Origin of the sequence: Bosea vestrisii (genome assembly GCF_030144325.1) — a bacterium.
Taxonomy (GTDB): domain Bacteria; phylum Pseudomonadota; class Alphaproteobacteria; order Rhizobiales; family Beijerinckiaceae; genus Allobosea; species Allobosea vestrisii_A.
Window position 1 is genome coordinate 1,666,524 of record NZ_CP126307.1, and the last position, 19,707, is coordinate 1,686,230.

The following is a 19,707-nucleotide window of genomic DNA, read 5'->3' on the forward strand; positions in this document are numbered from 1 at the left end:
GCGGGGTCAACCCCGGCTCAGCCGCGCAGGCCGGCAGTGATCGAACGGCGATAGGACAGCGCCGCCGGAATGAGCGCAGCACACGAGCCGAGGAGCAGGATCAACCCGACCTGGGCCAGCTCCGGCCGGCCCAGCGCGAAAGAGAGCCTTAGGCCCGTCTGCGCCTCGAACAGTTCGGAGACCGCGAGCGTTGCGGCCGCACCCAGGCCGAGGCCGGCGAGGCAGCCGGCTGCGACCAGCCCGGCCATGCCGAGCCAGACCACCAGCAGCACATAGGCGCGTGGTGCGCCGAGCGCGCGCAGCACGGCGTAGCGGCGTCGCCTCAGGCCAGTTACCGCGACGAGCAGCAGGAAGATCGCAGCCAGGATCAGCACCGCGTTGAGCACAGAGGCGACACTCAGCACCTGCCCGACATCCCCAAGCGTGCGGTAAAGCCCGACCAACACCTCGGCCGGGAAGAAGGCCGTGGTGCCGCCTTGCCGGTGGCGCGCCCGCAGCGCATAGGCGTCGGCAACCGCCCTCGGCTTCACCACCAATGCCGGCACGCCGGGAATGCGCTGGCTGTCGAAAGGCGGCCCCTAGCGCCGCGCCCTCGACGGCATGGCCGTTGCCGAGCCCGTGCACCTTCCAGACGCTCTCGACCGGCACCAGGATTGCCCGGTCGAAGGGCGAGCCCAGCCGCGGCAGCCGGCCGACCGCGACATAGGCATGGCCCTGATGGCGATGGCTCGCCTCTTCCGCATCGGCGACGCCGCGCTTCGGCCAATGCCCGGCGATGGCGTGCGAAGGCTCGATCTTGTCGCCCAGCCTGTAGGTGACGTCGGCGCCGAGCACCGCCTCGCCCTCGCGTGCGAACAGGCGGCCCTCGCTCGGCCGCAGGCGGCCCCAGCGGCCAGCGAAGGCAAGCGTGGTGCCGATCACCGGATGCCCGCGGGCAATGTCGCCAAAGGCGAGCGGTGCCACGGCAGCGACGCGCGGGTCGCGGGAAAGTTCGTTGAGCAGGCGCCCATCGATCAGCGGCAGCGCTTCCGGCTGCAGATAGATCGCCGACATCAGCAATTGCATCTGGCTGCCGGGCGCGCCGATCAGCAGGTCGAAATCATCTGCCGCCCGGGCCGAAGCCTGGCGCAATGCCCGCTCCTGCGCACCGATCGAAACGCCGATCGCCACCGCCAGCGCAACGAGCGCCACGATCGCCGCGGCCGTCCAGCGCAGTGCCCTGAGATCGGCGATCACCATCGGCAGCGGGTTCATGCCGCCGCCTTCAGGAGAAGCGGACCATCGCCGATCGCCACGACATGCTGCATCCGCGCCAGCAGCGCCTGGTCATGCGACGCGCAGAGCAGCGTCGCGCCGCTCTCGGCCGCGATCTCGACCAGCAGGGTCCCAACCTCGGCCGCATGGGCCGGATCGAGGCTCGCCGTCGGCTCGTCGGCAAGGATCAGCGCCGGCTCATTGAACAGGGCGCGGGCGATCGCGACGCGCTGCTGCTCGCCGCGCGAGAGCACGGCGGCGCGGCGGCGCAGATCGGTCAGCCCCATGCGGTGGGCGAGCGCGGTCGCATGCGAGATCTGGCTGTCCGTCCGCCGCCAACGCGAAAAACTCGCCGGCAGGGTGATGTTGGCGAGCACGTCGAGCTCGGGCACGAGATGGAAATCCTGGAAGACAAAGCCGACCGTCTCGCGCCGCCAGCGGTCGCGCTTCCCGCCCGGCAGCGAGGAGACCGCGATATCGCCCCAGTCGACACTGCCGGCATCGGGCGAGAACAGGCCGGCGGCAAGATGCAGCAGCGAGGTCTTGCCTGAGCCGGACGGACCGCGCAGCCCGATCAGCGCGCCGGGCGGCACGGCGAAGTCGGGAACGTCGAGCACGCGAAAAGGCCGCCCGTCGCCGTCGCGGTGATCGACCTGGATACCGGAAAACCGCAAGGGCCGGGCCACGCCGGGAGGCCACTCAGACACTGTGGAAACCGGCATCGACGAGCCTGATCTGGCTGACGAAGCCGGTCTCGGCATCGGTCGCCGAGCCGATCTCGAGCCGGCCGCTGACCGCGACCTTCTGGCCGGCGCTGACCATCGGCGTCGCCGCGCGCATGAACACCACGACGATGTCGACCGGCCAGTCGGCATCCGACTGGCAGAACGGACAGATCGCCAAGGGCTCGCGCGTCAATACGAAGAAATGGCTCTCCGGCTTCAGCGGCGGCGCCATGTAGCCGAGCATCCTGACCGGTTTGCCGCGTAGAAAGGTCGCCCGGTCGGAGAACTGGAAGCCGAGCACGCCGAAGGATTTGTAGAGCCCGTCGAAGGTCAATGTCTCCGCCTCCGCCGCAAATGCGCGCAGCGAGACAGGCAACGCCGCGAGCCCCGTGAGGAGCCCGCGGCGGGAGAGCGTCGGGAGCAGGTGCGGCCGATGCGAGATCATGCGTCCTACCGGATCATAGATCACTTGCCGCCGAGGGCCAGCGCTTCCGCCATCACCCGGAAGACGAAGGTGTTCGGCTTGTGGCCGCGGAAGCGCTCGGCGCCCGGGCCCATGGCAGTGAGCAGCACGTCATCGGCCGCATGGACGCCGGAGTTGGCGTCGAAGGGCAGGTTGCCCTGCTTGCGGGTGGCGAGCGGCCCGGTGCAGTCCTTCTCGTTGGCGATGTTGGTCTTGCCGTCCGGACCCTTCACGGCCGGTACGCGCTCGCCATCGAGATAGGGCCGGCCGGTGTCGCAGGTGTCGGGATAGCTGCCGAAGGCGACAGCGAGGCGGCGCGAGGTGTCGAGCTTGGTCGGGTAGCCGTCGGCATCGCGCGGGCCGTAGTTCGGCGGCAGCGACTCGTTGTAGGTGCCGAGCTTGTCGCGCAGCAGCTGGCCGGGACGATCATCGTCATAGGTGCCGATGATCGAGATCGGATGGGCATGGTCCGGCACGACGATGATCAGCGTGTCGTTGCGATCCCCGGCGAAGTCCTTGGCTGCCTTGACCGCGTTGTCGAGCATGATCGTGTCGAACACCGCGCGCTCCCAGTCGAGCGAGTGGCTGTACTTGTCGATGCGGGCCGATTCCACCATCAGGAAGAAGCCGTCCTGCGCGCCCTTCAGCATCTCGAGCGCAGCCTTGGTCTGCTCGACGACATCCGGCTGATCCGGGAACTTCGAGATCGAGCCCTTCTTGGCGAGGCGCAGGTCGAAAGCGCCGTCGATGTTGGAGGTGTTGTAGAGGCCGAGCAGCTTCTTGGAGCCGCCGGCGACAGCGGCGTTCATCTCGGTCTTGGTGGTGGCGAGCGCGTAGCCCGCTTCCTTGAACTTGGCGATGAAGTCGAGATCGTCGGTGCGCTTGGTGCCCGGGGTCGACTTCGGCAGGAAGTTCGGCGAGCCGCCGCCCATGATCACGTCGGGCTGCACGTCGAAGAACATCTTGACGATGTCGTTGAAGTCCGAGCGGCGGCGGGTGTGGGCGACCATCGCGGCCGGCGTCGCATCCTCGATCTCGGAATTGGTGACGACGCCGATCGCCATGCCGGCGCGCTTGCGCTTGATCACCTCGGAGATGGTCTCGACCTTGGGATGGTCGAGGGTCAGCGCGTTCTTGGCGCAGTAGATGCCGAGCGCATTGACGCAGGATTTGTGGCCGGTGGTGTAGGCGCTGGCGGAATTCGCGCTGTCGGTCACGATCGAGTCGGTGCCCGAGGTCGAGATCAGCGCCATGTTCGGCATGTCGTCGATGGCGAGCTCGCCGCCATACAGCCCCTGCTCCCAGCCCTTCGACAGGATGCGGGCGGCGGTGCGATGCGCGACCGAGAGGCCGTCACCGACGAAGAGGATGACGTTCTTGGCCTTGCGCGCTTCGGTCGCGTAGACGGTCCAGTTGACGGTCGCCTTCTCACTGCCCTGCGTCGCCTCGATGGCGTACTGGCCGGCCGGAAGCTGCGCGCCGCGCAGCCAGAGCGCCGAGTGCTTCTGGCCTTCCTCGTTCTGGACGAACTGGGCCTCGCGGCCGAAGGCCTCGTTCACCGGCTTGCCGTTGATTGTGACCTTAACGTCGGCGGAGGTCGGGGCGTTGGGGAACTCGACCTTGAAGTCGAAGCGCGAGCCTTCGAGAATCTCCGCACGGTTCAGCGGATAGATGGTCTGCGCCGCCGACGGCGCCACACTGGCGAGCATCGCCGCCGCCATCAGCCAAGTTCGCTTCTGCATGATACCTCTCCACCCCAGTGAAAGCCCGGTGGGCGGTCCGTTAGGCGCGCGAGATGACACTATGATTACTGTTTGGCCGAGTGTATTGTAACATTATAACAATACAGTGAGATGAAGACCTGCTGCTTGAACCTGCCGATCAGTCAGGTCATCTCTCGGCAACAAGAACTGTGTGATTTCGCAGCCTGCCTCGCAAGCCGAGGGCTTACGAACCGTACCGGCTCCGATGCTGGGCCGCCGCGCAGAATGGGGACACGGGATGAGCACAGCGAGCGATGCCAGTTTCTGGGACCGGTCGTCACAGAAATATGCCAAGTCGCCGATCTCGGACCAGGCCGGATATGAGTGCACGCTAGAACGGACCCGCGCCCTGTTGAAGCCGGACGACAGGGTGCTGGAACTCGGCTGCGGAACCGGGACGACGGCGTTGCGGCTTGCAAGCGAGGTCGAAAGCTATCTCGCGACGGATATCTCCTCAGGCATGATCGCCATCGCCGAGGAGAAGCGCACAGCCAGCCCGATTGCGGGGCTTGCCTTCCGCGCCGCGACGGCGGAAGCGCTCGCATCCGAGCCGGCCCGGTTCGATGCGGTTCTCGGGTTCAACTATCTTCATCTCGTGCGCGACCTTCCCGGCACGCTGCGCAGCATCCACACACTGCTCGCCCCGGGCGGGTTGTTCATCTCGAAGACAGCCTGTCTCGGCGACATGAACCTGCTCATCCGGCTTGCTTTACCGCTGGCGCGCGCCATTGGCAAAGCGCCCTATGTCAGCGTCTTCCGGGCGCCGGATCTGAAGCAGCTCATATCGGCTGCGGGCTTCGAGATCCTCAATACGGAGAGCCATGCGAGCCGGGGCAAGGACAGCCGTCCCTTCATCATGGCACGCAGGAATTGATCCGGGCGACCCGGACTGCGCGGAGCAATCCGCACTGACCCGCGTTTCGATCCAAGCGAGTTAGCCAGGGCTGCGTCGCTCCTGACAACTACTGACATCCAAAGCCCCTATCAGCCTCGGCCATCGTTCAGGGAAACGCCAAAAGGAACACCGCCATGCTGACCTTCTATCACGCGCCGCAATCGCGCTCGTTCTCGATCCTCTGGCTGCTCGAGGAGCTCGGCCAGCCCTATGAGATGAAGCTCGTCGATATCCGCGCCGAAGGCGGCCCGCCGGAAAGCTATCGCGCTGTCCAGCCGCACAAGAAGGTGCCGGCGATCGTGCATGACGGCACCACCGTCACCGAGCGCGCCGCGATCTGCCTCTATCTCACCGAGCAGTTCCCCAATGCCGGGCTCGCTCCCGCCATCGGCGATGCCGACCGCCCGAGCTTCCTGACCTCGCTGGTCTATACCGACGCCGTGCTCGACCCGATCATCGCGACCTCCGTCCACAAATACCAGTACGAGGCGCGCGGCTTCTCCTTCGGCTCGCATGCCGACACCGTCGCCAATCTCGCAAAGAAGCTCGGCGAGCACCCCTATGCCGCCGGCGAGCGCTTCACCGCCGCCGACACCCAGCTCGGCGCCGGCATCCATTTCGGCATGAACATCGTCGGCGTGCTGCCGCGCCTGCCGGTGTTCGAAGCCTATATGGCGCGGATGATCGAGCGCCCCGCCCTGCAGCGGACCATGCAGAAGGACGGCACGCTCGAGCCCGGCCAAGTACCCTGAGCAAGCTGCCCTGAGCCCAGTCACTCCTCCTTGAAGCCGTAGTCCGGAATGCCCTGCTCGTTGCCGTAATATTTATATGGCAGGAACTTGCCGGACATGGCGATCCTGACCCGGTCGCCCTTGGGGTTCGGCTCGCGCTCGAAGGCGATGTTGAAGTCGATCGCCGACATGATGCCGTCGCCGAACTCCTCCTCGATCAAGGCCTTCCAGGCGGGGCCGTTGACCATCACCATCTCGTAGAAGCGGTAGATCAGCGGGTCGGTCGGCGGCATCGGCGTGCCGGTGCCCCGATAGGGCACTTCGTTGAGCATGCGCTTCTCGACCTCCGAGAGGCCGAACAGCGCCGCCGCCTTCTCGGCCAGCGGCTTCACCAGCTTCATCTGGCCGAGCAGGGCACCGACCACCAGTACCTCGGACATGCCACCGATCTCATCGGTGATATGTTTCCAGCTCCAGCCCTTCTCGCGCTTGATGTCGAGAATCTTCTCGGTGAGCTCTTCGCGCTTCATCTCGTCCTCGCTGACCGCAACCGCTCACGGCGGTCGTTGGCAGGAGGGCTAGCAAGGCACGGGCCAGAAGCGGCGGAAGTGGATGAAGAACCGGTGGTCGCTGGATCAGCGTCTGCTGAACTGCAGGCGCTCCAGCGCCGCGATCTGCTGCGCCACCGGAGAGACCTCGGTCGCCAGCGAAATCCCCTCGAAGTGGCGGCGGCCGCGGAAGCGGGCACGCTCGAAATTCGAGCGGCCGTCGAAGGCAGCGTTGCTGAACCAGGCACCGCGATCGAAGCGCGCGCCGGCGAACGTCACCAGCTGCCCGAAACGGGCTTCCTCGAAGCCGGCATTGCCGGCGAATTCGGCCTCGCCGAAATCGGCGGCAGCGGCAAAGCGGCATTCGCCGAAGCCGGCCTCGCCGGCATGGCGCACGCCGCGGAACTGCGTCACGCCATCGAAGCGCGAGCCGCGGAACCAGGCGTCGCCGGTGAACTCCGCCTCGACGAAGCAGGCCGTGCCCTCGCAGCGCATGTCGCGGAACTCAGCCGTGCCGTGGAGGGTCGCCGCACCGAAATCGGCATCTCCGGCGAAATGCGCCCGGTCGAAGAAGGCATCGCTGCGGAAGCTCGCATCGCGGAAGCTGGCGGGACCGTGAAAATGCGCCTCGGAAAACCAGGCGTCGCCGCAAAAGGCGCTGCCGGCGAAACGGGCTGCCGCCGGGAAGATGATGCCGGCGACGTTGAACTCGCCCTCGAATATCTCGTCGACCAGTTCGACATCGGCGAGCAGGCGCCAGAGGGCGAGGAACGGCCCGTCGGCACCGATCCGGCCGCGCAGCCGCGCCATCTCTCCGGCCCAGCCGTTCCAGCTCGCAGCTCCCTCTCCGAGCCGCGCCAGCGTCGCCTCGCGCCTGGCTGCCATGAAGGCAGAGGCCTCCGGCCCAGCCGCGCCGTAGCGCGCCGCACGCTGCGCAGCGACAAAGCCGGCCTGATGCGGCCGCGCCCAGGAATTCACCTGCAGCAGTTCGGCGCGCATATCGGGCACGAGCCGGAACAGACTGGCCATATCGGAAGGCATCCTCGGTTAACGATTCATTAGCCATAAGCGAGCCGGCGGCATGGTTCAATCGTCGCGTTGTCCACCAGCATCGCCTCCCGCGCACCCCGACACGCGCATCTCTTGCGGGTTTCATCGTTCGGTGCAGGACACTCTTAAGGTTACAGGCCGATAACCTTCTGTAGCGTAAGGCATTTGAAGTAGTTTTCGCGCAATCCAAGGCTGTATCTGCCACGCGGAATTCCAGCGCCGATGAACGCCTACCTGCCGTTGATTCTGTTCACGGTGCTGACCAACGCAGCGGCGCAACTGATGCTGAAACGCGGCATGGGCGGGGTCGGGGCGCTCGACGTCGGCAATGACGGACTGATTCCCACCGTCTTCCGCGTCGTCTTCAACCCCTTCGTCTTCGCCGGATTGTGCACCTTCGTGGTCAGCATGGCCTCGCATCTGATCGTGCTATCGAAGGTGCAGATCAGCTACGCCTATCCGTTTTTGAGCCTCGCCTATGTCGTGGTGGCCGTCTACGCCTACTTCGTCTTCCAGGAAGATCTGAGCCCGGCTCGCATCGCCGGCATCGGCTTCATCGTCCTGGGCACCATTTTCATCGCACAGAGCTGAGGGACGTCATGGACCTGTTCGCCCGCTTCATTCTCCGTCTCGGCACCCTCTTCGCTCCGGCGCAGCCTGCAGCTGAAGCCGATCCCGGTCCCGGCGCGCCGCCCCGACCAGCGACGCTGATCCATGAAGCACATCATCATCGGCGGCGATGGCTTCGTCGGCTCGCATCTGGCAGCGGATCTCGCGGCCATGGGCGAGGACGTTCTCGTCTGCGACATCCAGCAGAGCGCCCATCCGCACTACGGCAAGGTGCCGTTCCAGCGCATCGACGTGACCGATCCAGCGAGCGTCGAGGCGATCGCGCTGACGCCCGATGATCTCGTCTACAACCTCTCGGCCAAAATGCTGTCGCCGATCGTGACCCGGAAGGAGCGCCACGACTTCTTCTGGCCGGTGAACTATCACGGCACGCAGAACATCCTGTCCTGGATGGAGAAGGGCAGCGCCAATCGGCTCGTCCACTTCACCACCGACATGATCTACGGCCATTCGGTCACCGTCCCGCAGGACGAGACCCATCCGGCAAAGCCACTCGGCGAATACGGCGAGAGCAAGCTCGCGACCGAGGCGCTCTGCCAGAGCTACCGCGACAAGGGTTTCCGCATCCCGATCTTCCGGCCGCGCCTGATCATCGGGCCAGGGCGGCTCGGCATCCTGGTCAAGCTCTTCCGCCTGATCGACATGAACCTGCCGGTGCCGATGATCGGCTCAGGGAACAACCCCTACCAGTTCATCTCGGTCTTCGACTGCGCCAGCGCCTGCATTGCCGCCTGGAAGGCCGATTTCCCCAACAGCGCCTATAATCTCGGCTCGGACGACCCGCCGCAGGTGAAGAAGCTGCTCGGCGACCTGATCCGCCATGCCGGCTCGAAGTCGATCCTGCTGCCGACGCCGGCCTCGCTGGTCAAGCTGACGCTGAACGGTCTCGACGCGATCAACCTGCCGATCATGGACCCCGAGCAGTACATGATCGCCGACGAGATCTGCATCCTCGACACCTCAAGGCAAAGCGCGAGCTCGGCTGGGCGCCGCAACATCGCGACGAGGACATGCTGCTGGCGGCCTATACGGAATACCGCAAGGCCAAGGACGCGCTGAAGACGCACGAACAGAGAAGGAAGGCCGCATGAGCATGCCCGCCTACAAGACGGACGAGCCCGCTTCGCAGCCCTCGCGCCCGCAGCTGATCAGCGTCGAGGCCGCCAAGCAGCTCGACGCCCAGCAGGTCAAGGAGCTCTTTACCGCTCATATCAACCCGGGCCAGGTGCATTTCCTCAAGCTGCTTGGCTTCGACAAGATCATCGTCGATCGCGCCGAGGGCATGCACTACATCACCAAGGACGGGCGGAAGATCCTTGATTTCTTCGGCGGTTTCTGCTCGGTCGCCTTCGGCCACAACCATCCGCGCATCGTCGCCGCCCGGAAGAAGTTCCAGGACGAGAACCGCCATGAGATCTGCATGGCCTTCATGTCGCAATACGCCTCGGCGCTGGCGAAGAACCTCGCCACCATCGCGCCCGGCGATCTCGACATGGTCTTCCTCGGCTCGACCGGCTCGGAGGTGATGGAAGCGGCGCTGAAGGTCGCCGAACAGGCGCAGGGGCCGGCCAGGTCCAAGATCCTGCACGCCGCCAATTCCTTCCACGGCAAGACCAAGGGCGTGCTCTCGATCACCGATTCGACGCTCTACCAGTCTGGGTTCAAGCTGGTCGAAAACCGGGTGAAAGTGCCGTTCGGTGAGATCGACGCGGTGCGCCGAGCGCTCGAGAGCGATCCATCGATCGGCATCGTCGTGATGGAGACGATCCAGGGCGGCGGCGGCATCGTCGAGGCACCTGATGGCTTCTGGCGGCAATTGCGTGTGCTCTGCGACAAGCACGGCGTGCTCTGGATCGCCGACGAGGTGCAGTGCGGGCTCGGCCGCACCGGCCAGTTCTTCGCCTTCGAGCGCGACGGCGTCGTCCCGGACGTGACCGCGCTCGCCAAGGCCCTCGGCGGCTCGAAGGCCGCGATGGGCGCGATGATCGCCCGCCGCGAGCTCTACATGAAGGCCTATGGCAAGCCGAAGACGGCGCTGATCCATGCCCAGGCCACCTTCGGCGGCATGGGCGAGGCCTGCGTCAGCGCGATCGAGGCCCTCAACGTCCTCTATGACGAGGACCTGATGGGCAATGCCAGGCGCCAGGGCGACTATCTGATCGAGCGCCTGAGCGAACTTCGCACCAAGCACCCGACCTTGCTCAAGGAAATCCGCGGCCGCGGCCTGATGATCGGCGTCGAGTTCCAGGACATCAGCGAGGCCATGCCCTTCGGCGTGAAGCACATGGTCGCGCTGCTCGACGACAAGCTGAAGGGCTCGCTCTGCGGCTTCATCGGCGCGCTCCTGCTGAAGGATTACGACGTCCTCGTCGCCTTCACCGAATACAACCGCAACGTCATCCGGCTCGAGCCGCCGCTGATCGTCACCCGCGAGCAGTGCGATCAGTTCATAGACGCGCTCGACGACCTGCTCTCGCGCGGCATCACCCGCATCGTCACCGACTATCTGCGCAAGGTCGCGGTGGCGAAGAGCTGAGCCCGGTTGATTACCTCACTTGCCCAAAGGGCGGGCTCGTGCCGGCCCTTTTGCGTTGGGCCGAAGCTCCAGCCAGCCTTGACAGCAAGGCCCAAGCCCCCAAGTCTATGGGTATGACGACGAAGCGCAGCAGCCTCATATTCCGGGTCGCCCCGATCGCGGAATTCTAGCCCCGGACTCGGCCCGAGCGCGCCCCGAGTCCAGGGGCGCCACCGATGCTGTCCTTTCCTGGTGCAGCATGGCCTCCAAGGCGTCTCTCCCCAAAAGAACCTCCCGAACTTGCCGGTCGCGCTCTGGCGCCGCCGTTGTGCGCGTCATCGCAGGATACGAAACCCATGACCCAGTCGACCCAGAAGACCCATCGCAAGCCGAAGATCATCGTCGGCGAGATCGACCATGAGCGCCTGACCGGCCTCGCCACCACGGCCCTCGAGCGCGTGCCCGAGGTCGCCGAGGAACTGCTCGCAGAGATGGACCGTGCCAAGGTCGTCGCGCCGGGTAAGCTGCCGGCCGACGTCGTGCGCATGGGCTCCTTCGTCACCTTCGATTCCGACAGCGCCCAGCATCGCCGCGTCCAGCTCGTCTATCCCGGCGAGGCCGACATCGAGCAGGGCCGCATCTCGGTGCTGACCCCGATCGGCGCGGCACTGATCGGCCTCGCCGCCGGTCAGTCGATCGCCTGGACCGCCCGCGACGGCAAGAAGCACGTGCTGACGGTGACGGCGGTCGAGCAGGCAGCCATGGCCGCGATCTGACTCTCTTCTTTCATTGATATCGACTATTGAATGGTCCACATTGGCGACCGTATCGGAGGTCGCCCCGCCATGCGCATATCCGTCAGCGACGCTAAAGCTCAGCTCACCGAATTGGTTCGCCGGGCAGAAGCGGGCGAAGCCGTCGTTCTCACCCGGCACGGCCAAGAAGCCGTGCGTCTGGTTCCAGTACAGCGCATTGTCGGAAGAGTGGAGCGCCGCACACTGATGGAGCGCGTACGGCTTTCGGGAGCGGCGAAAGCTCTGACCGGGCCGGACGCGGCGCGCAGTCAGGACTTCCTCTACGACGATGACGGCATGCCGCGATGATCGTCGTCGACACCTCGGCACTGATGGCGATCGTGCTCGACGAGCCGGAAGCAAAGCGTTGCATGACCGCGCTCGCAGAGGAGCCAAATCTCTCGATCTCGGCGGTGACCATTGCCGAGGCGCTGATCGTGGCGGAGCGGCGCGGCGTGCAGGCCGAGATGACGGACTTGCTTGGCGGTCTCGGCTTCGCGGTCGAGACGGCTGATCTTTCAACCGCGCACGGCGTCGCCGATGCCTATCGCGCCTGGGGCAAGGGTGTCGCTCCAGCCGGGCTCAACTTCGGCGACTGCTTCTCCTACCAACTGGCGCGGCAGCATGATTGCCCATTGCTCTTCGTCGGGGACGACTTTACCCGCACGGACATCGTCGTGGCTGGCAAGGCCGGGCCAGGCTGAGCTAAACGCCCGTCACCCGCCGCCAGAAGCTCGAGGAAAAGCCAGGATCGATATGGCGCGCGAAGTCGCGCCAGTGCGGGAACGAGGCCTCGAAGGTCGCAGCCGACATGTGCGCGTCCTTGTAGGGATTGACCCGTCCGCCGGCTTCGATCGCGATGCGGTCGAGCGCATCCAGTAGTCTGAGGGTGCGCTCGCCGCGATGCGGGAAATCGAGCGTCAGTGTCGCGCCGGGTATCGGGAAAGACATCATCCCCGGCGAGGGCCCGTCGCCGAACAGCTTCAGCACGGTGAGGAACGAGCTCTCGCCGGCCCTCAGTGTCAGGCGCAGCATCTCCTCGACCGCCTCGCGCGCATTCGCTATCGGCACGGCGCACTGGAACTGGCGCAGGCCCCTGGGCCCATAGGCGCGGTTCCAGTCGCGGATGCGGTCAAGCGGATAGAAGAACGGGTGATAGGCGATGCGCCGCGGCTCCGGCGTCCGCGGCTGGGCGGCGCGATAGAGCGCGTTGAAGGCGCGCAAGCTCAGCCGATTGATCAGCGGGAATGGCGGCGTCAGCGGAAACGGCAGGGTTGGCCCGGCCTTCGCCGGCGGGACGTCGGAGGCTGGTGCATGGTTGGCACGGAAGAATACGCCCCGCCCGAACTGTCGACCACCGGCAAGTGAATCGACCCAGGCGACGGTGTAGTCATGCGTCGCGTCGGACGCAGCGGCGATGGCGAAGAAGCCGTCGAGCCCGTCGAACCGAATCACCTCCTGCAGCATCTCGGCGGAATCGACCGGCATCAATTGCAGCTCGATCCGCGTGATCAGCCCGGTCAGCCCCATCCCGCCGATCGTCGCCGCGAAGAGCTCGGCATTCTGAATCGGCGAGCACGTCAGGACCGAGCCGTCCGATCTCGCCAGCTCGAAACTGCGCACATGCCGCCCGAAGGTCCCCGCGCGGTGATGGTTCTTGCCGTGGACATCGTTGGCGAGCGCCCCGGCGATGGTGACGAGGCTGGTACCGGGCGACACCGGGGGAAACCAGCCAGCCGGCACACAGAGCTTCAGCACCTCGTCGAGCAGCACCCCGGCCTCGCAGACCATGATCCCGGTCCCGGCGTCGAAGGAGAGAATCCGGCCGAGCCGGCGCGCCGCGATCAGGCCGCCGCCATCGTTCAGGCAGGAATCGCCATAGGAGCGGCCATTGCCGTAGGCCAGCACCGGTTCGCTGCCCCGGAGCCCCACGAGCCAGTCATCCGGTTCGATCAGCGTGGAATCCCTGGCTTCCAGCCCGCCCCATGAGCGCAACACGGCGCGCTCCTTGCTCACGGCAGCACTTTCGCTCCGAGCATGATCAAGACGACGACCGCACCCATCAGCTGGCTGCGCCAATCCCGGATCATGAACATCAGAGGATCGTCCGGCATGTTGCCGCGCCGCGCCAGGAACCACATGCGCGCGATCTGATAGAGGATGATCGGGCAGACCAACCAGATCATCTCGGGATGACGGTAGAGCTGCTTGACCGCGGCGCTGTCGACATAGAGTGCCATGATCAGCGCGCAGGTGCAGCCCGAGGCCATGCCGAGTTGCGACAGCGCCTCGATGTCCTCGGCCTGGTAGCCGCGGCCCGCTTTCTTCAGCCCGGACTGGTCCTGGGTGATGCGCAGCTCGGCATAGCGCTTCATCAGCGCCAGACTCAGGAACAGGAACATCGAGAAGGCGAGCAGCCAGGACGAGATCGGGATCGCCGCCGCCGCATTGCCGGCGATGATGCGAACCGTGTGCAAAGCGGCGAGGCCGAGCACATCGACCAGGAGCTTGCGCTTCAGCACGAAGAGATAGGCGAGCGCCAGAACGAGATAGGCGCCCCAGGCCATCAGGTAGAGATCCGGCCGCGGCAGCAGCGCCGTCAGGGCGACCGAGGCGATCAGCAGGCCCGGGACCATCCCATAGGCCTGGCCCTTGGTGATCTCGCCGGCCGCGAGCGGGCGCTTGCACTTGGTCGGGTGACGGCGGTCGGCCTCGACGTCGATGATGTCGTTGAGGAGGTAGATCGACGACGCCATCAGCGAGAAGGAAACGAAGGCGACGAGGCCGTAGAGCAGCGCCTTCGAGGCGAAGACATCATGGTTGAGCAGGATCGGCACGAAGACGAGGCCGTTCTTCGCCCAATGATGCGGCCGCATCGCCCGAAGCATCGCCGGTAGAGCCATCGTCCCCGCTTCGCCGCCTGCCCAACACATGACACCGCCCGGTTCGGATTCTTCCGAACCGCCCGCGCTCATCACGTGCATTGATGCGATGGGAATCCTAATTCCGGGTGGACCGGCGGGCTCAGTGGACCCGTCTTCTCGGATCATCCTTAATTTTCAAATGCCCCGGTCTCAGCCGGCCACCATGACCCGCATGGTGCCGGCCTGCGGCTCGGCCCAGCGCAGTTCCCCCTGCCGCAGCATCGCGTTCACATGCGCAAACACCTCGCTGAAGGCAAAGGAGAGCTGGTGCGGGTCGAGCGGCCGGGTGAACATCACCGGCACCAGTTCGGCGACCGAATGCGCCCCCTTGGCGACCGCATCGGAGATCAGCCGGCAGCGTTCGCCATGATGGGCGGCGAGCGCGGCGCAGCGCTCTGCGAGGCCGTAGAACGGCAGTTGATGGCCGGGCAGGACCAGCGTCCCCGGCGGGATCGCCTGCGGCAGGGCGCTCAGCGAGCGCAGATAGAGGCCGAGCGGATCGCCCTCGGGATCGACTGCCCAGACACTGATGTTGGGCGTGATCTTGGCCAGCACCTGGTCCGCCGCCAGGAAGACGTTCGCCTCCGGGCAGTGGAACATCAGCTGCTCCGGCGCATGGCCGTCGCCCGCCAGCACGAAGAAATCGCGGCCGCCAATGCGCAGCACATCGCCGGCGACGACGCGGGTGAAGGTCGGCGGCAGCGGGGTGACTTGGCGGAGATAGCCATGGCCAAGCGTCGAGACGACCGAAGTCACCTCGGCAGAGAGACCGTGGCGCAGGTAGAAATCCTTGTAGACCGGCGCCTCCGCCGCCCCCGGGCTGAGCGAGATGTTGAGGCAGCCGAGATAGCTCGTCTGGCTGGTCAAGAGCGGCGTGCCGAAGCGCTCGTGCAGCCAGCCGGCAAGCCCGATATGGTCGGGATGGAAATGCGTGACGAAGAGCCGGGTCAGCCGCTTGCCGGCGAGAGCGCCCGCGGTCAGCGCGAGCCATGCCTGCTTGGTCGCTTCGTCGCCGATGCCGGTGTCGATCACCGCGAAGCCGTCGCCGTCCTCGATCAGGTAGATGTTGACGTGGTCTAGCCGAAACGGCAGCGCGATCCTCGCCCAGAAGATGCCCGGCGCGACCTCGATCAGCTGGCCGGGCGCCGGCGGCTCGGGAAAGGGAAAGATCAGGCCGTGCGGATCGGGAGCGTGCAACTTGGTCAGCCCTGAACAAATTTATGGGGGGTTCATAGCAGGCGGTGGTCGAGCCAGACAACGCTTGTTAAGCCTCGCGCTGCAAGATCGGCACGATGAGCGATTTCGACACCCTCCGGCGCGACTGGCTCGCCCATCTCGGCCATGAGCGCCGGCTCTCGCCGAAGACGCTCGAGGCCTATGGCCGCGACATCGCCCAGTTCGCCACCTTCCTCACCCATCATCTCGATACAGCGCCGACGCTGAAGGCTGTTGCCGCCCTGAAGCCGGCGGACCTGCGCGCCTTTCTCGGCTATCGCCGCCGCGACGGCGTCGGCAACCGCACGCTGATGCGCCAACTGGCGGCCCTGCGTTCGCTGGCTCGCTTCGGCGAGCGCAGCGGCCGGCTGACCGCCGCCGCCTTCGCCGCGACGCGCGGACCGCGACTCGGCAAGGGCCTGCCCCGCCCGCTCGATGCGAAAGCAGCCGCGGCGGTAACCAAAGCCGACAGCCGTGCCGGTGAGGAGCGGCCCGACTGGGTGCTGGCCCGCGATGCCGCAGTACTCTCGCTGCTCTATGGCAGCGGCCTGCGCATCTTCGAAGCACTCGGCCTGAAACGCTCGCAGGCCCCGGTGAGCACCGCCGATGCGCTGACCGTGCTCGGGAAGGGCGGCAAGACCCGGATGGTGCCGGTGCTGCCCATCGTCATCGAGGCCATCGCCACCTATCTCGCGCAATGCCCGTGGCGGCTCGCGCCCGAAGGCCCGCTCTTCGTCGGCGTCAAGGGTGGACCGCTTTCGCCGCGCATCATCCAGCTCGCCGTCGAGGGCCTGCGTGGCTCGCTCGGGCTGCCGGGCAGCGCAACGCCGCATGCGCTGCGCCATTCCTTCGCCACGCATCTGCTCGGCCGTGGCGGTGATCTGCGTGCTATCCAGGAGCTGCTCGGCCACGCCTCGCTCTCGACGACGCAGATCTATACCCGCATCGATTCCACCCGCCTGCTCGCGGCCTATGATTCCGCCCATCCACGAGCCCGCGGATAACTCCCTTACCTTCCGTAAAATCGTCTTGATTCCGTCACCCGACCCGGCCATCACGCAGGGCCTTTCCGGGGGAATCAGTTCGTGGCCTCAGCTGCACCAGACGTCACCGAAGACAATCAGCCGACCAGCAAATCCAACAAGCGCATCGCCCTTTTGATCGGCGTGCTCGCGCTCTTGCTCGCCTTCTCCGAAATCGGCGGCAAGAACGCCGAGCAGGACGCGCTGTCCAAGAACATCGAAGCCTCCAATCTCTGGGCCTTCTTTCAGGCCAAGACGATCCGCGGCACGACGCTGCGTACCGCCGCCGACGCGATGGAGGTCGAGCTTGCGGGCGCCACCGATCCGGCCGTGCGCGAACGCCTGCAGAAGCGCATCGACGGCTGGAAGGCGACGATCGCCCGCTACGAATCCGAGCCCGAGACCAATGAGGGCCGCAAGGAGTTGATCGTCCGCGCCAAGGCGGCCGAGGCCAGGCGCGACATCTCCAGCGCCCGCGACGACAAATACGACATCGTCTCGGGCCTGCTGCAGATCGCCATCGTCGTCGCCTCGGCGGCGATCATCACCGGCGTCGCCCTGCTCGCCTGGACCGGCGTCGGCCTGGGAGCACTCGGGCTTGCGCTGATGATCGTCGCCGAGGTCGCGCCGACCGCGCTGTTCTAGCCGGCGAGCGGGGCGACCGCTCAGTAGTGGATCGCGCCCTTCGAGCCACCGCCGCAGGCGATCGCGTCGCCATTGATCGCGACGCTGCGCGGTGAGGCCAGGAAGGCGACGATGTCGGCGACCTCGGCCATGTCGACCAGCCGGCCGATCGTGACATTGGCGGCCATGCGGCGCTCGACCTCCTCGGCCGCCATTCCGGACGCCGCAGCCCGCGCCGCAACCACGCCCGGCGTCTTCTCGGTGCGCGTCGTGCCGGGATGCACTACCGTGACGTTGATGCCCTTCGGGCCGAGCTCGTCGGCGAGGTTCTTGGTCAGCGCCGCGACGGCAACATTGCGGATCGAGCCAATGGTCGAACCGGTCAGGCGCGCCGCGAGCCCGCTGATGTTGATGATCCGGCCCCAGCCATTGGCTTCCATCGCGGGCGCCGCCTCGCGCGCCATCCTGAGATAACCCATCACCTTGACGTTGACGTCGTCGAAGAACAGCGCGTCGGTGATCTCGGCGAGCTTGGGCGGCGTCGCCTGCCCGCCCGGCTTGGCAGCGGCATTGACTAAGATGTCGAGCCCACCCAGCGCCGCGACCGTGCCGGCAACGACTGCCTTCACCGAGGCATCGTCCTGCGTGTCCACGGTCAGGCCGACGACCTTGCGGCCGGTCTCCCGCGCCAGCTCGGCAGCGGCAGCGTCGAGCTCCGCCTGGTTGCGCGCGGCGATGACGACGTCGACGCCCTCGAGCGCCAGCTGCCGCGCAATGGCGCGGCCGATCCCCCTGCTGCCGCCCGTGACCAGAGCGCGCTTGCCGTTCAGCATCAGATCCATGGTGGGGTTCCTTGAAGACGTGATCGTGGGAGCGTGCTGACAGCAAGGTTCCCGCAGTTTCACTAGGCATCCTGCGGGAGCCGCGCCACATGGTCCAGCGCGTCTGCCGCGGCTCTGCCCCGCATCGTTCGCGAGAGCGCTTGACCACCCATATCTCTGTGGTTATGAATAAACCCATAGCCAACGGGTTATCGATCTCGATGCAGGATGCTCACGATCTGCTGTTCAGGACGCTGGCCGACCCGACGCGGCGCGCCATCTTCGAGCGCTTGTGCCGGGACGGCGAGCAGACGGTCGGGGCGCTGACCGCGCAGGCCGGGGTCTCGCAACCGGCGGTCTCGAAACATCTCGGCGTGCTGAAGCAGGCCGGGCTGGTGCGCGATCGCCATGCCGGCCGCCAGACCCATTACAGCGCCCAGCTCGGCGCGCTCTCCCCGCTGATCGACTGGACCAGCCAGATGGCCGGGTTCTGGGAGGCGCGGTTCGACGACCTCGAAAATTTGCTCACAAGGATGGATCAATGAGCACCGCCGCAACGCAAACGCGCTCCGTCACCGTCGAGCGCGAGATCGCCCATCCGCCGGAAAAGCTCTGGCGCGCGCTGACGCAGCCGCATCTGATCGCGGAATGGCTGATGAAGAACGACTTCGCGCCGGTCGTCGGCCATCGCTTCAACCTGCGCGGCGAGTGGGGCGGCGTGCTCGATTGCGAAGTCCTCGACATCGAGCCGAACCGGACGCTGTCCTACACTTGGGACTTTGCCCATGACGACCCTGCCTTCGACATGAAGAGCGTCGTGACCTTCACGCTCACCCCGACGGCCAAAGGCACATTGCTGCGCATGGAGCAGGCCGGCTTCCGGCCGGAGCAGAAGCAGGCTTTTGGCGGCGCCCGGGCGGGCTGGCAGGAGTTCTTCGGCAAGCTGGAGCAGCTGCTGGAGCGGGCGGAGTGACCATGTCGATTCTCATATTTGCAAGGAGGTTCTCGTGACCTGGAGCAGCGCTATTCGTCAGGGCCATCGCTGGCTCGCCATCATCTTCACGGCAACGGTGATCGCCAATTTCGTCGTCATGGCGTTGGGACCACCACCGGCCTGGATCGTCTATTCGCCGCTGCTGCCGCTGTTCCTGCTGATCTTCTCGGGTCTCTATATGTTCGCACTGCCCTACGTCGCCGGCTGGCGGAGCGGGCAGCGGGTTGACGGGTAGGAGTCGAGACATGGCGGGCAAGACCACCAAAGCATCGGCGAAGAAGACAGCGACGAAGACGGCAGGAGGGGCCGGCGCGAGCACGGAACCCGTCCTGCTTTCGGGCGGCAATCCGCAGATCGCCAAGGGCTATGGCGAGGCGCCGGTGCAGGCCTATATCGCCGCCATGCCTGGCTGGAAGAGCAGGCTCGGAGCCCGCTTGGACGCGCTGATAACCGCCGCCGTGCCCGGCGTCAGGAAGGCGGTGAAGTGGAACTCGCCGCTCTACGGCATGGAGGACGACTACTGGTTCCTCGGCATCCATGTCTTCGCAAAATATGTGAAGGTCGCCTTCTTCCGCGGCGCCGGGCTCGATCCTGTCCCACCCGGCCCCTCCAAGCAGAAGGAGGTGCGCTATCTCGACATCCGCGAGGATGACGAACTCGACGAGGCGCAGTTCAGCGCCTGGGTGAAGCAGGCCGCCACCTTGCCCGGCGAGAAGATGTGACAACGAGGATATCGGCC

The 19,707-nt window shown here is 66.1% G+C and carries 23 protein-coding genes and 1 pseudogene; 14 read left to right on the top strand and 10 right to left on the bottom strand.

Annotation, left to right across the window (positions count from 1 at the left end):
• Positions 1 to 17: 17 nt before the first annotated feature.
• The 4 genes from QO058_RS08280 to QO058_RS08295 all read right to left on the bottom strand — a co-directional run bounded on the left by QO058_RS08280 (position 18) and on the right by QO058_RS08295 (position 4,184).
• Positions 18 to 545, bottom strand: a complete 528-nt coding sequence (locus QO058_RS08280) for an FtsX-like permease family protein (RefSeq protein ID WP_284171554.1) — start codon at positions 543 to 545, stop codon at positions 18 to 20.
• Positions 546 to 1,250: 705 nt separating this feature from the next.
• A complete protein-coding gene (locus QO058_RS08285) occupies positions 1,251 to 1,940 on the bottom strand; it encodes an ABC transporter ATP-binding protein (RefSeq protein WP_284171555.1) in 690 nt (229 codons plus the stop codon).
• A gap of 13 nt (positions 1,941 to 1,953) precedes the next feature.
• Complete coding sequence (locus QO058_RS08290) at positions 1,954 to 2,424, bottom strand: hypothetical protein (protein WP_284171556.1); 471 nt, start codon at positions 2,422 to 2,424, stop codon at positions 1,954 to 1,956.
• 20 nt (positions 2,425 to 2,444) lie between these two features.
• On the bottom strand, positions 2,445 to 4,184 hold the full coding sequence (locus QO058_RS08295; protein WP_284171557.1) for an alkaline phosphatase: 1,740 nt from the start codon (positions 4,182 to 4,184) through the stop codon (positions 2,445 to 2,447).
• 259 nt (positions 4,185 to 4,443) lie between these two features.
• Between QO058_RS08295 and QO058_RS08300 the strand changes: the two genes are divergently transcribed.
• Together QO058_RS08300 and QO058_RS08305 are read left to right on the top strand one after the other, a co-directional pair.
• On the top strand, positions 4,444 to 5,079 hold the full coding sequence (locus QO058_RS08300; RefSeq protein WP_284171559.1) for a class I SAM-dependent methyltransferase: 636 nt from the start codon (positions 4,444 to 4,446) through the stop codon (positions 5,077 to 5,079).
• A 155-nt stretch (positions 5,080 to 5,234) separates the two neighbouring features.
• Entirely contained in the window at positions 5,235 to 5,852 is a 618-nt protein-coding gene (locus QO058_RS08305) for a glutathione S-transferase family protein (RefSeq protein ID WP_284171560.1), read from the top strand.
• A 20-nt stretch (positions 5,853 to 5,872) separates the two neighbouring features.
• Here the strand turns inward: QO058_RS08305 and cynS are convergent, their stop codons facing one another.
• Together cynS and QO058_RS08315 are read right to left on the bottom strand one after the other, a co-directional pair.
• The gene (gene cynS, locus QO058_RS08310) at positions 5,873 to 6,361 is read right to left on the bottom strand and encodes a cyanase (protein ID WP_284171561.1); all 489 of its coding nucleotides are present in this window, start codon (positions 6,359 to 6,361) and stop codon (positions 5,873 to 5,875) included.
• A gap of 105 nt (positions 6,362 to 6,466) precedes the next feature.
• Positions 6,467 to 7,408, bottom strand: coding sequence for a pentapeptide repeat-containing protein (locus QO058_RS08315; RefSeq protein ID WP_284171562.1), 942 nt, complete (start codon positions 7,406 to 7,408; stop codon positions 6,467 to 6,469).
• Positions 7,409 to 7,651: 243 nt separating this feature from the next.
• Here QO058_RS08315 and QO058_RS08320 point away from each other — a divergent pair, with 243 nt between their 5' ends.
• The 6 genes and pseudogenes from QO058_RS08320 to QO058_RS08345 all read left to right on the top strand — a co-directional run bounded on the left by QO058_RS08320 (position 7,652) and on the right by QO058_RS08345 (position 12,072).
• The gene (locus QO058_RS08320) at positions 7,652 to 8,020 is read left to right on the top strand and encodes a DMT family transporter (RefSeq protein ID WP_110488518.1); all 369 of its coding nucleotides are present in this window, start codon (positions 7,652 to 7,654) and stop codon (positions 8,018 to 8,020) included.
• 123 nt (positions 8,021 to 8,143) lie between these two features.
• Positions 8,144 to 9,150, top strand: a pseudogene (locus tag QO058_RS08325) (NAD-dependent epimerase/dehydratase family protein).
• Positions 9,147 to 10,595, top strand: a complete 1,449-nt coding sequence (locus QO058_RS08330) for an aspartate aminotransferase family protein (RefSeq protein WP_284171563.1) — start codon at positions 9,147 to 9,149, stop codon at positions 10,593 to 10,595. Before QO058_RS08325 ends, QO058_RS08330 begins: the two are co-directional and overlap by 4 nt.
• 335 nt (positions 10,596 to 10,930) lie before the next feature.
• Positions 10,931 to 11,350, top strand: coding sequence for a nucleoside diphosphate kinase regulator (rnk, locus tag QO058_RS08335; protein ID WP_284171564.1), 420 nt, complete (start codon positions 10,931 to 10,933; stop codon positions 11,348 to 11,350).
• Positions 11,351 to 11,419: 69 nt separating this feature from the next.
• Complete coding sequence (locus tag QO058_RS08340; RefSeq protein WP_284171565.1) at positions 11,420 to 11,677, top strand: type II toxin-antitoxin system Phd/YefM family antitoxin; 258 nt, start codon at positions 11,420 to 11,422, stop codon at positions 11,675 to 11,677.
• Positions 11,674 to 12,072 carry a type II toxin-antitoxin system VapC family toxin gene (locus QO058_RS08345; protein WP_284171566.1) on the top strand — a complete coding sequence of 133 codons (399 nt, stop codon included), beginning with the start codon at positions 11,674 to 11,676 and terminating at the stop codon, positions 12,070 to 12,072. Before QO058_RS08340 ends, QO058_RS08345 begins: the two co-directional genes overlap by 4 nt.
• Before the next feature lies 1 nt (position 12,073).
• Here QO058_RS08345 and QO058_RS08350 read toward each other — a convergent pair whose 3' ends face one another.
• The 3 genes from QO058_RS08350 to QO058_RS08360 all read right to left on the bottom strand — a co-directional run bounded on the left by QO058_RS08350 (position 12,074) and on the right by QO058_RS08360 (position 15,489).
• Positions 12,074 to 13,384: an FAD-binding oxidoreductase gene (locus tag QO058_RS08350; protein ID WP_284171567.1), complete on the bottom strand. Its 1,311-nt coding sequence runs from the start codon at positions 13,382 to 13,384 to the stop codon at positions 12,074 to 12,076.
• Positions 13,381 to 14,301 carry a UbiA family prenyltransferase gene (locus tag QO058_RS08355; RefSeq protein WP_284171568.1) on the bottom strand — a complete coding sequence of 307 codons (921 nt, stop codon included), beginning with the start codon at positions 14,299 to 14,301 and terminating at the stop codon, positions 13,381 to 13,383. The genes QO058_RS08350 and QO058_RS08355 overlap by 4 nt, the downstream gene beginning before the upstream one ends.
• Before the next feature lie 141 nt (positions 14,302 to 14,442).
• A complete protein-coding gene (locus QO058_RS08360) occupies positions 14,443 to 15,489 on the bottom strand; it encodes an MBL fold metallo-hydrolase (RefSeq protein ID WP_284171569.1) in 1,047 nt (348 codons plus the stop codon).
• Positions 15,490 to 15,584: 95 nt separating this feature from the next.
• On the opposite strand from QO058_RS08360, the gene QO058_RS08365 reads away from it, so the two are divergent.
• Together QO058_RS08365 and QO058_RS08370 are read left to right on the top strand one after the other, a co-directional pair.
• Positions 15,585 to 16,511, top strand: coding sequence for a tyrosine recombinase XerC (locus tag QO058_RS08365; protein WP_284171570.1), 927 nt, complete (start codon positions 15,585 to 15,587; stop codon positions 16,509 to 16,511).
• A gap of 81 nt (positions 16,512 to 16,592) precedes the next feature.
• Entirely contained in the window at positions 16,593 to 17,174 is a 582-nt protein-coding gene (locus QO058_RS08370) for a DUF4337 domain-containing protein (protein WP_284171571.1), read from the top strand.
• 20 nt (positions 17,175 to 17,194) lie between these two features.
• Here QO058_RS08370 and QO058_RS08375 read toward each other — a convergent pair whose 3' ends face one another.
• Positions 17,195 to 17,995: an SDR family NAD(P)-dependent oxidoreductase gene (locus tag QO058_RS08375; protein ID WP_284171572.1), complete on the bottom strand. Its 801-nt coding sequence runs from the start codon at positions 17,993 to 17,995 to the stop codon at positions 17,195 to 17,197.
• A 200-nt stretch (positions 17,996 to 18,195) separates the two neighbouring features.
• Between QO058_RS08375 and QO058_RS08380 the strand changes: the two genes are divergently transcribed.
• Genes QO058_RS08380 through QO058_RS08395 form a run of 4 tightly spaced genes read left to right on the top strand, consistent with a single transcriptional unit; the run spans position 18,196 to position 19,690 of the window.
• On the top strand, positions 18,196 to 18,519 hold the full coding sequence (locus QO058_RS08380; protein ID WP_284172841.1) for an ArsR/SmtB family transcription factor: 324 nt from the start codon (positions 18,196 to 18,198) through the stop codon (positions 18,517 to 18,519).
• The gene (locus QO058_RS08385; protein WP_284171573.1) at positions 18,516 to 18,947 is read left to right on the top strand and encodes an SRPBCC family protein; all 432 of its coding nucleotides are present in this window, start codon (positions 18,516 to 18,518) and stop codon (positions 18,945 to 18,947) included. Before QO058_RS08380 ends, QO058_RS08385 begins: the two co-directional genes overlap by 4 nt.
• A gap of 34 nt (positions 18,948 to 18,981) precedes the next feature.
• Positions 18,982 to 19,203: a hypothetical protein gene (locus QO058_RS08390; RefSeq protein WP_284171574.1), complete on the top strand. Its 222-nt coding sequence runs from the start codon at positions 18,982 to 18,984 to the stop codon at positions 19,201 to 19,203.
• A gap of 10 nt (positions 19,204 to 19,213) precedes the next feature.
• Positions 19,214 to 19,690 (top strand): DUF1801 domain-containing protein, encoded by a 477-nt coding sequence (locus QO058_RS08395; RefSeq protein ID WP_284171575.1) that lies wholly within the window; start codon positions 19,214 to 19,216, stop codon positions 19,688 to 19,690.
• The last annotated feature ends 17 nt before the right edge of the window (positions 19,691 to 19,707 follow it).